The organism is Erwinia pyrifoliae DSM 12163 (assembly GCF_000026985.1).
Lineage (GTDB): Bacteria > Pseudomonadota > Gammaproteobacteria > Enterobacterales > Enterobacteriaceae > Erwinia > Erwinia pyrifoliae.
In genome coordinates this window covers 2,939,816-2,953,253 of record NC_017390.1, presented here as the reverse complement: position 1 = coordinate 2,953,253, position 13,438 = coordinate 2,939,816, and the positions used below count along the sequence as shown (strand labels likewise).

The window sequence follows — 13,438 nt, the reverse complement described above, 5'->3', positions numbered from 1 at the left end:
ATAGCGAATCGGCGGCGGGGTTTCATTGCCTTTCCGCAACCTGACTACTCAGGTTGCGATTTAAGCGAAGAGCCACAAGGGATGACCGGTGCAGAACAGCCCGCAGCGTAAAGATCATTCGCCTTGCAGCATTGCATCGTGCGGGGCGTTATCACGCTGATTTTTCGTCAGCAGGAACCACAAATAGCCCACCAGCATCAGTGCGGCAAAGATGACGGCAATCAGCGGGTTAAACCACAGCATGGCCACCAGGCAAACCATCGCCAGCAGCAACGCCATCGCCGGTACAATCGGGTACCCCGGCGCATGGAAAGTGCGCTCCAGCTCAGGGGCGCTGCGGCGCAGGCGAAACAGACTCAGCATACTCATGATATACATCACGATGGCACCAAACACCGCCATGGTGATCATCGCCGCCGTCAACGTCATTCCCTGCAGGTTAATCCAACTGTCGCTGAAGATAGCCGCAATGCCAATGACCCCTCCGGCGATGATGGCACGATGCGGCGTCTGGAAGCGTGACAGTTTCGCCAAACCGGCGGGCAGATAACCGGCGCGCGACAGGGCGAAAAACTGACGTGAATAGCCAAGAATAATGCCATGAAAGCTGGCAATCAGCCCAAACAGGCCAATCCACACCAGCATATGCATCCAGTTGGAATGTTCGCCGACGATCATCTTCATCGCCTGTGGCAGCGGGTCATTGATATTGGATAGCGCGCGCCAGTCGCCGGCCCCGCCTGCCAGCAACATCACGCCAATTGCCAGCACCACCAGCGTCAGAATACCGGCAATATAAGCGCGCGGAATGGTGTATTTCGGGTCTTTCGCTTCTTCAGCCGCCATCGCTGCGCCCTCAATCGCGAGGAAGAACCAGATGGCGAACGGGATGGCGGCGAAAATACCGGAAAGCGCCGGCATGCCGAAGTGCTCTCCGCCCGCCCAGCCGTGGGCCGCGAAGTGAGCCATACTGAAGCCCGGTGCGACCACGCCCATAAACACCAACAGTTCCAGCACTGCCAGGATAGTCACCACCAGTTCAAACATTGCGGCCAGCTTCACGCCAAGAATATTTAGCGACATAAATACCAGGTAAGCACCCACTGCGGCATATTTGGGATTCAGTTCAGGATACTGCACGTTGAGATAGGCCCCGATCGCCATGGCGATGGCGGGTGGAGCGAAGACAAATTCAATCAAGGTTGCCATACCGGCAATCAGTCCGCCGGTTTCACCGAACGCACGGCGACTGTAGGCAAACGGGCCGCCGGCATGTGGAATGGCGGTAGTCAGCTCGGTAAAGCTGAAGATAAAGCAGGTATACATGGTGGCGATCATCAAGGTGGTCAGCAGGAATCCCAGCGTTCCCGCCACGCCCCAGCCGTAGCTCCAGCCAAAATATTCACCGGAAATCACCAGTCCGACTGCAATGCCCCACAAATGTAGGGTGCCCAGCGTTGGTTTTAATTGTGTTGTCATATTCTATCCCCGTACCCCCGTGTTGTGGTTTTTGATCATGCAGTTGCCCGCCGGGGGAAACTTGACGCTGGCGCGACCATTTTTGCGCTCTGCGGTCAACTGACAGGCAAAAAAAGCGCCAGCTGCATGCTGCGGTCAAAATTGGGTTGTCTGCGGTCAAGCTGAAAAGGAAAGACGATCGGATGCTGTCAGCACCGCCCAATACCGATTCCGGAGCCAGACTATGACCGCCAAACAATATGACACCCTGAATAACGCCGCGCTGCTGCATCTGGCTGAACTGGCCCTGGCACGCTATCCGGCGTCCGTGCAGGGCAGGCTCAGCCTGCTGTGCCGATCGGAAAATGCCACTTTTTTGCTACAGACGGGGAAGGCAAGATACGCGCTACGCCTGCACCGGGCTGATTACCATCAGCGTGCCGACATTGAGAGTGAGCTGCACTGGCTGGATGCGCTGCGCGAAAGCGGCATTGAAGTGCCTCAGGCGGTGCCAGACAGTGAAGGACAGAATGTGCAAAGCCTGACGTTAGAGGATGGCTCGGTGCGGCACGCGGTGCTGTTCCACTGGGTTGAGGGCGATATGCCGGGGACGGATGTCGATCCGCGTGCGTTTCAGCAGCTGGGCAATATCACCGCTCGTCTGCATCAGCACAGCCGTAGCTGGCAGCGTCCGGCTGGCTTCCGGCGCATTATCTGGGATCATCATACGATGGTCAGCCCGCAAAGCCACTGGGGCGACTGGCGCGATGCGCCCAATCTGCGCGTTGCGGATCGGACGATGGTTGAACAAACGATTGCGCGGGTAGGATCGACGCTGGCTGAATTCGGCAAGGATGCGCGCAACTATGGGCTGATCCATGCCGATCTGCGCCTGACCAACCTGCTGTTGCACAAGGGCGAAACCCGGGTAATCGATTTTGATGATTGCGGTTTCGGCTGGTATCTGCACGACCTGGCGGCGGCAGTAAGCTTTGTTGAACATCACCCTCGCGCCGCCGAGTGGATTGACCACTGGGTGCGCGGTTATGAGCAGGTTGCGCATATCAGCGACGACGAAATGGACAAGGTGCCGACGCTGCTGATCCAGCGCCGCATCCAGCTGCTGGCATGGGCCGGTTCGCATACGGAAACCGAAATGGCGCAAAGCCTTGGGCCACAGTGGGCGGATCATTCTGTTCGTTTGTGCCGTCGCTACCTGGAGACGCAACAGCTGCCGGTCGGCGCATAGCGCCAGGCTACCTGCACCGTTGCCGGGCAATTCTGCGCTGCTGCGGTGCTTATTTCCCGCATCATTGACGTTAAGGCGACCATTTTGTCTGATGCGGCGGCTGGTACGAAATTTGCTGTGAATAGCCTATCCATCGCAGTATGAGGCAATCACTATGATGCAAAGTAATCAAGCCAGGTCAGAGGTCAGCCCTATTTTTAACGGCGGCGGCGTCTGTCATCGTGGCGTGCTGGCCGCTGCCGCCAGTGGGCTTAGCGACTTTATCAGCGACAACGGCGGCGACGTTGACCGTATTTTTGGCGTCAGCGGCATCGACCCGGAACTGCTGGCGCAGCCGACACTGAGCCTGGGCTTGATCAACTACTGCCGGGTGATGGAAGAGGCGGCTCGCTATTCGGATTGTGATAACTTCGGTTTGCACTACGGCAAGCAGTTTAAACCACAGTCATTAGGCCTGATTGGCTATATCGGTTTGTGCAGCCCGACGCTGGAACAGGCGCTGCATAATGTGGCCTGTGCGTTTCCCTGGCACCAGCACGATACCTTAACGCGGCTTGTGGATAAGGGGGACTGCTGGCGTCTGGATTATCAGGTGCGGCACGGTGCCATCCTCTGCCGCCGCCAGGACGCCGAGCTGACGCTGTGCATGTTTCTGAATCTCATCCGTCACGTTGCCGGGAGAAACTGGGCGCCGCGTGAGGTGCATTTTGAACATCCACGACCTTCACAGTGGCACGAGCACTGTAAAGTGTTTGATGCCCCGGTCTGGTTTGACCAACCGTTCAACTCGCTGGTTATTGCCAAGCGCGATTTGGCACGCGCTATGCCTGACAGCGATCCGCTGCTGTTAGGAGTGATGCAGGATGCGATACGCCGCCTGAACAGCGGTTCCGCACAGCAGAATATTGTCGATTTGGCCCGGGTACAGGTTCATCAATCGTTACTNCAGGGAGAACCGTTGCTGGAAGAGGTGGCGGACAACATGGGATTATCAAGCTGGTCGCTGCANCGCCGCCTGCGGGAGGAGGGGCTAAGTTTTACCACGCTGGNGGACAACGTGCGCTGCGAGATGGCGAAACACTACTTGCAGCAGCACCAGCTGCCCATTTCTGAAATGGCGTTGCTGCTGGGGTACTCGGAAGTCAGTGCTTTTTCCCGCGCTTTTCGCCGCTGGTTTGGCATCAGCCCGCGCCAGTGGCGCCAGGAAGAGCGGGGCGGTTAAGCTACAGGCTGAAAATCGGGTACTACGCCGCGGAGCAGCTAAAATGGGGGCAGCGGTGACCGATGGTGGTCAGATAACGGCACCGACAGGCAGGTGCGCCATCGGCACAGAACCGTGCTTTGACGCCGAATGGCAACCCGCCAGCAATGCGGCAAAATGAGAAAATCTCAAGTGAAATATTGTTCACTCACCTTATTCGCTTTCCTGCTTTAAATAAGATGACTGGCTGTGGTGAGTCAATAACCTGTCGCCACGTATAAACCGTCATGCCGGCTGTCAGGTTATCTAAATGTTATATCAGGATAAATAAGTGGGATTATCGCGCTTATTCTCATTACACACATCTTCTTTTTCAAACTCATTACACACATCTTTTTTTTCAAAAAAAACAAGAGTACGCAAAAGACAAAAATCTTCTTTGGATAAACTCTCTATTTCTTTGACCGGTTTGATCGGCGTTCTACTTACATCTAAGTATGAAGGTAGCACCGAATCGCTGGGGGCAGACAATTCCATTGGAGGATAGAGGAGAGGCAATTCTTCTTCAATCAGGTTGACGGGAATCCCTGCATAAGAAGTTCCAAGATTGTTGGTTTCAAAATACACCTTTAATTTTTCAGGGTTATCCGTTTGGTGTTTATTGTTTTGATTTTCTGGTAAAGAAGACGTTTGCGTTGCACTGTAAAATTCTATCAAAATATTTACTTTCGACTCATCGGAGTTGTGCGAAGTTGACGAAATATCATTATCTATTTTGTTTATTTCTTGTTGTTTTTCTATGCGCATGGGAATCATTCTGTTTTTTTATGTGATTTTTAATATAAAATAGACTGTCATTTTTTTCTTTCAAAAACCGCTAAAACTTATCTTTAAGAAATATAACCCGGATGGAGGTGATTTAAGATAAATAGTTTAGTAATATTTATGATTTTATGTGCCGGAATGAGGATGTGAGTTTCTCAATGTTATGCTGGTCTCCGCTATGGGAATTTATGGAAATAAAAAAATTCGGTGAATGCGAAGAGATTAATAAAGATAATACTTAATTAAGAGTCATCTTTATTAATAGCAGAACTGTTGTCGAAAATTTCAGCCTGATAAACGTATTGGACTGTTAGCACGGTCCTGATTAACCGCCGGGCAGCTCCAGGCGGCTGTAAGCCAACCCGTTAATCTTTCTTACCCTGATCTGCACCGGAATCCGCTCTTTCATTGCCTCGACGTGGCTAATCACCCCGATGTTTTTGCCGCTGGCGTTAAGCGCATCCAGCGCATCCAGCGCGCTGTCGAGAGTTTCAGCATCCAGCGTGCTGAAGCCTTCATCAAGGAACAGCGGTTCCGCACAGCAGAATATTGTCGATTTGGCCCGGGTACAGGTTCATCAATCGTTACTNCAGGGAGAACCGTTGCTGGAAGAGGTGGCGGACAACATGGGATTATCAAGCTGGTCGCTGCANCGCCGCCTGCGGGAGGAGGGGCTAAGTTTTACCACGCTGGCGGACAACGTGCGCTGCGAGATGGCGAAACACNACTTGCAGCAGCACCAGCTGCCCATTTCTGAAATGGCGTTGCTGCTGGGGTACTCGGAAGTCAGTGCTTTTTCCCGCGCTTTTCGCCGCTGGTTTGGCATCAGCCCGCGCCAGTGGCGCCAGGAAGAGCGGGGCGGTTAAGCTAAGGTCTGAAATCGAGCAGCAGGCCACTGGCCATCTCCGGCGGTGGGGGCGGCATAGCGCCTGCATTAGCGAGCGTGCTCCAGGCTTTCAGGCATAGCGGCTCATCCCCTTGCGTGCTCAATACCTGATAACGCCGGGTGGCACCCCATTTTATGCTGACTGCACAACGCTGGCCGTTATAATCCGCTGCATGGTCAAAATTATCCTGTATTCGCTGTTTTATGGTTGTCTGATAAAGGCACAGCTCAGCAGGCGCTTAATAATGAACAATCCCGACGAGCTAAAGCGTTCAAATCTATCTGTTGTTCTCCTGACATAAGTTAAACGAACGAAGGATGTTGCTTTCCTTAATACCACTTTAGAATACAATATGCTGTTAATTTTAAAAAGTATCGCACAGGGTCTGTTTTCATATTGACCTCTGATTTAACCTAAGTTTGATTGATATATAATCGGCGACATTTTTATGGGTGAAACATATCAATTCAAACCAGCTTTTAGTTTTATTTAAAATTTTCCTGTGGTAAATTCCACGTTCAAATCACGCTTTTTTCAACTGAATTTATTTTATGTGCTGAATCTTGATTCGCTATTTCGGTCTGTCTATTAAATATAAAAAACACACAGGAAAAGGAAATGAAATCCAGATATCTTGTTGCTTTAACGGTATTAAGCTCATCACTTCTCACCGGCTGTGCCACTGAATCCTCTCGTTCTGTTGCTGCGCCCCAGGTAGTGGCCGCCACCCAGCCACAATATCAAGGGGTGAAAAGCCCGATTGCCGTTGGAAAATTTGATAATCGTTCCGCCTATATGAACGGTATTTTCTCAGACGGCGTTGACCGTCTTGGTAACCAGTCGAAAACGATTCTTATCACGCATTTGCAGCAAACCGGCCGTTTTAACGTGCTTGACCGTGCCAACCTTGACGAACTGAAAGCCGAAGCGCAGTACAAAGGCCGCCAACAGTCAATTAAGGGGGCTAATTACGTGATTACTGGTGATATTTCCGAATTCGGTAGAAAAGAGGTCGGAGACCAGCAGTTATGGGGCATTCTCGGCCGTGGTAAGTCTCAGATTGCTTATGCCAAAGTAAACCTGAACGTGGTGGATGTTACCACATCAGAAGTGGTTTATTCCGTCCAGGGCGCTGGTGAATACAGCCTGTCTAACCGTGAAATTATTGGCTTTGGCGGCAGCGCCAGCTATGACTCCACGCTGAACGGTAAAGTGATAGATTTAGCCATGCGTGAAGCGGTCAATCACCTGGTGAATGGTATCGAATCTGGCACATGGCGTCCGGTTAAATAATAAACAGGAAGTAAAAATGAAAGCGATCAAAATAATTAGCGTAGCGTCAGCTGCATTGCTAATGGCCGCCTGCGCGGGTAAAAAAGAAACTACCTATTATTGGGGTGACTATCAGTCCACGCTTTACGGCTATTACCAACAGGATAAATCACCGCAGCAGCAGATAGATTCGCTGAATACCATCGTGGAACAGGCTAAGGCGAAAAGTAAGCCAGTTCCCCCTGGGCTACATGCACAGCTCGGTCTGCTATATGCTGATACCAGCCGTCCCGACCTGGCCTTTCAGCAATTTAATACTGAGAAAACACTATTCCCGGAATCTGCGGCCTATATGGATTTCCTGATGCGCAATAAGGCGAAGAAATAATGAAAATATCAACTATTGTCGCACTCGCCTCTGTACTGGTATTAAGTGGCTGCGCTAATAAAAAAGCCTCGTATGATTACAGCGCATTCCTCGCCAGCAAACCCGCCTCGATTGTCGTTTTGCCGGCGAAAAACAGCAGCCCGGATATTCATGCTGCCCACAGCCTGGTGTCCGTGGTGACCACGCCATTGGCCGAATCCGGCTACTATGTTTTCCCGGTAGCGGTGGTAGATAAAACCTTCGAGCAAAACGGCCTCTCCAGCGCGGCAGATGCACAGGCGGTCAGCAGCGCTAAACTGCACGAGATTTTTAACGCCGATGCGGCGCTGTATGTGGATGTGCATGAATACGGCACAAAATACATGCTGATTGACAGCGTGACTCGGGTGAGCGCAACGGCGCGTCTGGTTGACTTGCGTAGCGGTAAGCAGATCTGGTCCGGGGCCGGCTTTGCATCTGACGCTGATAACAACAATAGCAGCGGCGTTGTGTCGATTCTGGTGACGGCGGCGATTAAACAGATCTCCAGCAATATTACCGACAAGAGTCACGATATTGCAGTGATTACCGCAGCCAACATGCTCACCGCCGACGGCGCTGACGGCAGTATCCTGCCGGGGCCGCGTACCGGCTTAAAAACCACTAAGTAACCCGCATGCAGCTATGGGGCGACCGGTCATTGAAGAGGTCGCCCCGTGGTTAACCGCCGGGTAAATCCAGCCGGCTGTAACCCAACCCGTTAACCTTTCTTACCCTGATCTGCACCGGAATGCGCTCTTTCATTGCCTCGACGTGGCTGATTACCCCAATGGTTTTGCCGCTGGCGTTAAGCGCATCCAGCGCATCCAGCGCGCTGTCAAGGGTTTCAGCATCCAGCGTGCCGAAGCCTTCATCAAGGAACAGCGATTCAATGCGGGTTTTATGGCTGACCAAATCGGAAAGCGCCAGTGCCAGCGCCAGGCTGACAAGGAAGCTCTCGCCGCCGGACAGCGTGCGCGTATCGCGCCGGGTTTCGGCCTGCCAGGTGTCGATCACCTCTAATTCCAGCGCCTCTTGTGGTTTGCGCTGGAGCTGATAGCGATCGTGCAGGCGGCTTAGCTGGGTATTTGCCAGTGATACCAGATGATCGAGGGTTAATCCCTGGGCAAAGCGGCGGAACTTACTGCCGTTTTGGGAGCCAATCAAATCATTGAGATAGCTCCAGTCTTCCATCTGCCGTTCATTGGCGGCCACCTCCGCCAGCAGCGCCTGCTGCTGTAAGCGGCGTGTTGCATCGTATTCGAGCTGCTGGCGCAGCTGCCCCTGCTGGCTGGCCAGTTCGCGCAATTGCAGACTGAGCGCCTCCAGGCTGACCTGTAGGGTCTGCTGCTGCGCAGTCAGGTTTTCCGGTTGATCAACGTGTTTTGCAGCTTCATTAAGCCGCGACTGTAGACCAGTCAACTGTTCATTTAATGATTTATGCTGCCCGGTCAGGGTATTTATCCGATCCTGCTGCACTTGCCGCTGTTGTTGATACTGGCGCAGGGTTTGCAGATGCTTTTCCGACTCGTCGTTGAGCTGCTGGCGTAGCGAGTTTACCGTGGCATCGCCAAACAGCTGCTGGCGCTGCTGCCGGCGTTCGCTCAGCAATTGCTGCTGTTGCTGGCTGCGGGCATCCAGCGCGTTAATACGTGCCTGCTGCTGCACCCGTTCCTCTTCCAGCGCCTGCTGACGGCTGCCGAGCGCCGCCAGTTCCGGTGCCAGCGTGGCCAGCTCGCTGGCGTTCTGCTGCCACTGCCGCCACTGCTGCTCACGGATCTGTAACCAGCCTGGATAATCGCCGTCCTCCGGCAGCTTAAGCTCCAGCGGCGCGAGGCTTGCGGCCAGTTCACTGCGCAGCTGGCGTGCGCGCTGCCTGTCCTGCTCCAGCTGCTGCTGCTGTTCACTTAAATGGTGGCGTGACGTCGTCATCTCCTGCTGGCACAGGGCGGTTTGCTGTTCAAGCTGTTGCCAGGCCTGCTGCTGCTGATACCGCGCCTCCTGCTGCTGCTGGCAGTGGCGCATCGCCTGCTCCAGCCGGTTCAGCTGCTGCTGAAGTTCGCTTTCCTGCTGCTCCTGCTGCGCCAGCCAGTCGTGGGCCTGCTGATGTTGATCGGCGGTGAATTCCAGCGCCAGCGCGGAGGCGGCGCTGTGCCACTGCTGTTCCAGCTCCGTTGCCTGACGGGCAAGGTCGGCGTCATCCTGCTGCTGGCGCTGCTGCTGTTCCTGCTGCTGCTTTAACTGTGCGCCACAGGCGCTGCTCTGTTCGCCGAGCACCCGGACGTCTTCTTTCAGGCCGTTGAGCCGTCGCTGATTTTCCGATAGCTCCAGCGCCTGATATGCGGCAATCGCCGGATGGTTTTCTGACCCGCACAGCGGGCAGGGCTGGCCCGGTTCCAGCAGGGCGCGCTGCTGTTCCAGGTCAGCAATGCGCTGCTCCAGCCGGCAGCGTTTGTCCAGGTCCTGCTCATGCTGGCGTTTCTCTGCCCAGCGGCTGCGCAGGGTTTGTAACTGCTCACTACTTTGTTGTATCTGTTGCGCTAACGCCTGCTGCTCCCGCTTTAGCCGACTGCGGCGTTCACCGAGCTGCCGCCACTGCGGCAGCAGCGTAGCCAGCAGCTGGCGTTGCGGGCGCAGACGGCTAAACTGCTCCAGCGCGTTGCGCAGACTTTCCTGCGGGTGCTGCTGTTGTAACGGGGCCAGCGCCTGCTGCGCCTGGTTCAGGCTGTGCTGCGCCGCATCAAGCTGCTGCTGCAGTGGCACCGCCTGCTGGATAAGCTGCCGGTGAGCCAGCTCCTGCTGCTGCAGCGTTTGCTGTTGAACCTTTAGCCGCTGGCTTAGCGCTGAAAGTGACTGCTCACTTTGCTGCTGCTGGCTGAAACGTTCACGCCACAGGGGTAAATACTCACCGTAGTGAGAAAAATGGGGATGCGCTTCGTGCCACTGGTTCAGCCGCTGCTGCTGCGCCTGCTTATCCTGCTGGATCTGCTGGTTTTTAGCGCTCTCCGTCAGGCGCGCTGTCAGCAATTGTTGGTGCTCACTTCGCTCGCGGGCCAGCTGCTCAGACTGTTCTTGCAGCGTGGCGAGCTGGTGATCCAGAGGGATGACCTGTTCGGCGATCAGCGTTTCCTGCTGCTGGCGATGCAGCTGATGATCCTCATGGTTCTTCAGCGCCTGCTGTTGCTCAAGGTCTGCCGCGCCAAGCTGCCGCTTTGCCTGCTCTATCTGTTCATCGAGCTGCTGGCGCTGGCGGGAAAGCTGCTGCTGCTCCTGCTGTAACCTTTCCAGCTGTTGCAGCTGCTGTAACGCCTGCTGCTGGCTGTGCTGTTGTGAAGTGAGTACCTGCTCATCGCTTATCAGCTGTGTCTGCTGGTCAGCCAGGGTTTGCTGCTGCTCCGCATCCAGCAGATCCATCGCCGCTGCCTGCGCGCGCAGCCCGTCCAGCGCCGCCTTTGCCTCTTTATGGCGCTCAAATACCGCTGATGACAGGCGGCCATAAATTTCGGTGCCGGTCAGCTCTTCCAGCAGCTCGGCGCGTTCGCTCGCTTTGGCATTAAGAAAGGCGGCAAACTGTCCCTGGGACAGCATCATTGACTTGGTAAAGCGCTCGAAATCCAGCCCGGTCAGGCTGGTGATCATATCCTGCTTCTCTTTCGCCTTATCGGCGACGATATGGTTATCCTTGCAGCGCGCCAGTTCGACGCGCGGTGCCTGCAGATTGCCATCGGCGGCAGCGCGCGCACGGTTCTGACTCCAGAAGGCGCGCCAGGCAACGCCTTTCACCTCGAATTCCACCTCGGCGAGGCATTCTGCGCTATCGCGCGTCATCAGGTCGTTCTGTGTACTGGTAATTCCCCCCAGGCGCGGGGTCTTGTGATAAAGCGCAAGACAGATGGCATCAAGCAGGGTGGTTTTCCCCGCACCCGTTGGCCCGGTAATGGCGAACAGGCCGTTGCTGGCAAAGGGTTCTGCCGTAAAATCGATTTTCCACTCGCCCTTCAGCGAGTTGAGGTTTTTAAAACGCAGGGTGAGAATTTTCATAATGGCTGCTCCTCATGGCGCACCGCTTCCAGCGTCTGGGCAAACAGCGCACTGATGCGTTCCGGGCGCTCGGGCTGATTTGGTGCCGATGCCAGCCGCCGCGCAAACACCTCCTCAACGCTCAGTTCACTCAGCGTTTCATTCTGCTGGCGCGCTATCACCTGTTCCCGCTGTTCGCGGCTGCGGCGCAGCAGCACCACCTCAACCGGCAGCGCGGCGGTCAGTTCCTCAATGCGGCGCTGTGGTTCGCTGAGGTAAGCGTCGGTGACGATTTCAATATCCAGCCAGATGGTTTTGCCCCGTGCATCCGGTTTTAGCTGCGCCAGCTGCCGTTCTATCTGCTCCAGGGAGCCTTTGATCATCTGCATCGGCTGAAACAGCGGGATTGGCAGCTCGGTCACCCCGGCGAGCTTGCCGGCATGGAAATCAACCCGCATCACGCTTTTGGCCTTGCCCAGCTCGTCAAAACTGAGCGGGATCGGCGAGCCGCTGTAGCGAATATGGTCGCTGTCGGCAATGCGCTGGGCGCGGTGAATATGGCCGAGGGCGATGTAATCCGCCGGGGGAAAGCCGTCGGCCGGGAAAGCGTCCAGCGTGCCGATATAGATATCGCGCACCGCATCGCTTTTGGTGACGCCCATGGTGGTCAGATGACCGGTGGCGATAATCGGTAGCGGCAAACCCAGCGCATCACGCTGCGCCAGCGCTTCCTGCCAGCAGCGCTGATAGTGATCGCTGATGGCTTCCAGCAGGCTTTGCTGTTTTTCGCGCCCCGACTGCCCGCTCTGGCTGCGCAGGATATCGCGCGGGCGTAAGAACGGAATGGCGCACAGCAGAGCGCCCGGCTGCCCGTCGCGGCGGTTCAGCACCAGCACCTGCTGACGGATATCCTCATCGACGGCGGCGATCACCCGGGTATTCAGGCAGGCCAGCAGCTCACGCGATTCATTGAGCATGGCGACCGAATCGTGATTGCCGCCCAGCACCACCAGCTGACAGCCGGTTGTTTGCAGCTTTACCACAAAGCGGTTGTAGAGCTGGCGTGCGTAACTCGGCGGGGAGCCGTTATCGAAGATATCACCGGCGACGATAATCGCATCGGCCTGCTGCGTTTCCGCCTGTTCCAGCAGCCAGTCAAGAAAAGCCTGGTGCTCGGCCGCCCGGCTTTTGGTGTAGAAAAACTGGCCGAGATGCCAGTCGGCAGTATGAATGATGCGCATGGTGATCCCCCGGAGGCAGAAACGCGAAGCGATGATTATAAACATAAAGCCGTACGGATATTTAATTCGTTTCATCTCCCTTTTTGCAGGTGCTTTTTTCATAAAAGTGTCATAAAACTGACGCATACTGATGTCGCCTATCCCGTGACAACCGGTCACCGCAGCAGGAGCAATAATGGTAAAGCGCATTCTTGTGGTTGAAGATGAAGCCCCAATCCGTGAGATGTTGTGTTTCGTTCTGGAACAAAATGATTATCAACCGATAGAAGCTGCGGATTATGACCGCGCGGTTAATTTGTTGATTGAACCCTGGCCAGATTTGATTCTGCTGGACTGGATGCTGCCCGGTGGTTCCGGAATTCAGTTTATTAAACATCTTAAGCGTGAGGCGATGACGCGCGATATCCCGGTGGTGATGCTGACCGCGCGTGGCGAAGAAGAAGATCGCGTGCGTGGGTTAGAAGCCGGCGCTGATGATTACATCACCAAACCTTTCTCACCGAAGGAGCTGGTGGCACGGATTAAAGCCGTGATGCGGCGCATTTCGCCGATGGCGGTGGAAGAGGTGATTGAAATGCAGGGGCTGACTCTCGATCCGTCTTCACACCGCGTGATGTCAGGCAACCAGCCGCTGGATATGGGGCCAACCGAATATAAACTGCTGCACTTCTTTATGACGCATACGGAGCGCGTCTACAGCCGTGAGCAGTTGCTAAACCATGTCTGGGGAACTAACGTGTATGTCGAAGACCGCACCGTCGACGTTCATATTCGCCGTCTGCGTAAAGCGCTGGAACTGAACGGGCACGATCGTATGGTACAGACGGTTCGCGGAACAGGTTATCGTTTCTCTGCACGTTATTGATCGCTCGCACGGAG

Annotated in this window: 11 protein-coding genes and 2 pseudogenes; 7 read left to right on the top strand and 6 right to left on the bottom strand. The window is 54.9% G+C overall.

Annotated features, from left to right (window positions below):
• Window positions 1-114: 114 nt before the first annotated feature.
• On the bottom strand, window positions 115-1,479 hold the full coding sequence (gene eat, locus EPYR_RS13435; RefSeq protein WP_012668929.1) for an ethanolamine permease: 1,365 nt from the start codon (window positions 1,477-1,479) through the stop codon (window positions 115-117).
• A 223-nt stretch (window positions 1,480-1,702) separates the two neighbouring features.
• On the opposite strand from eat, the gene EPYR_RS13430 reads away from it, so the two are divergent.
• Together EPYR_RS13430 and qhpR are read left to right on the top strand one after the other, a co-directional pair.
• The gene (locus tag EPYR_RS13430; protein WP_012668928.1) at window positions 1,703-2,707 is read left to right on the top strand and encodes a phosphotransferase enzyme family protein; all 1,005 of its coding nucleotides are present in this window, start codon (window positions 1,703-1,705) and stop codon (window positions 2,705-2,707) included.
• Between the two features lie 154 nt (window positions 2,708-2,861).
• On the top strand, window positions 2,862-3,929 hold the full coding sequence (gene qhpR, locus EPYR_RS13425; protein ID WP_014539308.1) for an AraC-like transcriptional regulator QhpR: 1,068 nt from the start codon (window positions 2,862-2,864) through the stop codon (window positions 3,927-3,929).
• 297 nt (window positions 3,930-4,226) lie between these two features.
• Here qhpR and EPYR_RS13420 read toward each other — a convergent pair whose 3' ends face one another.
• Both EPYR_RS13420 and EPYR_RS21565 read right to left on the bottom strand, forming a co-directional pair.
• Complete coding sequence (locus EPYR_RS13420; RefSeq protein ID WP_012668926.1) at window positions 4,227-4,715, bottom strand: hypothetical protein; 489 nt, start codon at window positions 4,713-4,715, stop codon at window positions 4,227-4,229.
• Between the two features lie 343 nt (window positions 4,716-5,058).
• Window positions 5,059-5,268, bottom strand: a pseudogene (locus tag EPYR_RS21565) (hypothetical protein); the annotation flags it as partial.
• Between EPYR_RS21565 and EPYR_RS13415 the strand changes: the two are divergent.
• Window positions 5,258-5,599, top strand: a pseudogene (locus EPYR_RS13415) (helix-turn-helix transcriptional regulator); the annotation flags it as partial. The pseudogenes EPYR_RS21565 and EPYR_RS13415 sit on opposite strands and share 11 nt — an antisense overlap.
• Window position 5,600: 1 nt before the next feature.
• Here EPYR_RS13415 and EPYR_RS19445 read toward each other — a convergent pair.
• On the bottom strand, window positions 5,601-5,846 hold the full coding sequence (locus EPYR_RS19445; RefSeq protein ID WP_071819824.1) for a cell envelope integrity TolA C-terminal domain-containing protein: 246 nt from the start codon (window positions 5,844-5,846) through the stop codon (window positions 5,601-5,603).
• 392 nt (window positions 5,847-6,238) lie between these two features.
• Here EPYR_RS19445 and EPYR_RS13410 point away from each other — a divergent pair, with 392 nt between their 5' ends.
• The 3 genes from EPYR_RS13410 to EPYR_RS13400 are packed head-to-tail and all read left to right on the top strand — an operon-like array spanning window position 6,239 to window position 7,930.
• Window positions 6,239-6,913 (top strand): CsgG/HfaB family protein, encoded by a 675-nt coding sequence (locus tag EPYR_RS13410; protein ID WP_012668924.1) that lies wholly within the window; start codon window positions 6,239-6,241, stop codon window positions 6,911-6,913.
• A 16-nt stretch (window positions 6,914-6,929) separates the two neighbouring features.
• Entirely contained in the window at window positions 6,930-7,280 is a 351-nt protein-coding gene (locus tag EPYR_RS13405) for a DUF4810 domain-containing protein (protein WP_012668923.1), read from the top strand.
• Window positions 7,280-7,930: a DUF799 domain-containing protein gene (locus EPYR_RS13400; RefSeq protein ID WP_012668922.1), complete on the top strand. Its 651-nt coding sequence runs from the start codon at window positions 7,280-7,282 to the stop codon at window positions 7,928-7,930. The genes EPYR_RS13405 and EPYR_RS13400 overlap by 1 nt, the downstream gene beginning before the upstream one ends.
• A 49-nt stretch (window positions 7,931-7,979) precedes the next feature.
• Here EPYR_RS13400 and EPYR_RS13395 read toward each other — a convergent pair whose 3' ends face one another.
• The gene (locus tag EPYR_RS13395) at window positions 7,980-11,339 is read right to left on the bottom strand and encodes an AAA family ATPase (RefSeq protein WP_012668921.1); all 3,360 of its coding nucleotides are present in this window, start codon (window positions 11,337-11,339) and stop codon (window positions 7,980-7,982) included.
• Complete coding sequence (sbcD, locus tag EPYR_RS13390) at window positions 11,336-12,559, bottom strand: exonuclease subunit SbcD (protein WP_012668920.1); 1,224 nt, start codon at window positions 12,557-12,559, stop codon at window positions 11,336-11,338. The genes EPYR_RS13395 and sbcD overlap by 4 nt, the downstream gene beginning before the upstream one ends.
• A 175-nt stretch (window positions 12,560-12,734) precedes the next feature.
• On the opposite strand from sbcD, the gene phoB reads away from it, so the two are divergent.
• Complete coding sequence (phoB, locus tag EPYR_RS13385; RefSeq protein WP_012668919.1) at window positions 12,735-13,424, top strand: phosphate response regulator transcription factor PhoB; 690 nt, start codon at window positions 12,735-12,737, stop codon at window positions 13,422-13,424.
• Window positions 13,425-13,438: the final 14 nt, after the last annotated feature.

Excerpts from the sequence above, each read along its gene's own strand:
- eat (WP_012668929.1), bottom strand. The coding sequence starts at position 1,479 with ATGACAACACAATTAAAACCAACGCTGGGCACCCTACATTTGTGGGGC.
- EPYR_RS13430 (WP_012668928.1), top strand. The coding sequence starts at position 1,703 with ATGACCGCCAAACAATATGACACCCTGAATAACGCCGCGCTGCTGCAT.
- EPYR_RS13420 (WP_012668926.1), bottom strand. The coding sequence starts at position 4,715 with ATGCGCATAGAAAAACAACAAGAAATAAACAAAATAGATAATGATATT.
- EPYR_RS13410 (WP_012668924.1), top strand. The coding sequence starts at position 6,239 with ATGAAATCCAGATATCTTGTTGCTTTAACGGTATTAAGCTCATCACTT.
- EPYR_RS13405 (WP_012668923.1), top strand. The coding sequence starts at position 6,930 with ATGAAAGCGATCAAAATAATTAGCGTAGCGTCAGCTGCATTGCTAATG.
- EPYR_RS13400 (WP_012668922.1), top strand. The coding sequence starts at position 7,280 with ATGAAAATATCAACTATTGTCGCACTCGCCTCTGTACTGGTATTAAGT.
- EPYR_RS13395 (WP_012668921.1), bottom strand. The coding sequence starts at position 11,339 with ATGAAAATTCTCACCCTGCGTTTTAAAAACCTCAACTCGCTGAAGGGC.
- sbcD (WP_012668920.1), bottom strand. The coding sequence starts at position 12,559 with ATGCGCATCATTCATACTGCCGACTGGCATCTCGGCCAGTTTTTCTAC.
- phoB (WP_012668919.1), top strand. The coding sequence starts at position 12,735 with ATGGTAAAGCGCATTCTTGTGGTTGAAGATGAAGCCCCAATCCGTGAG.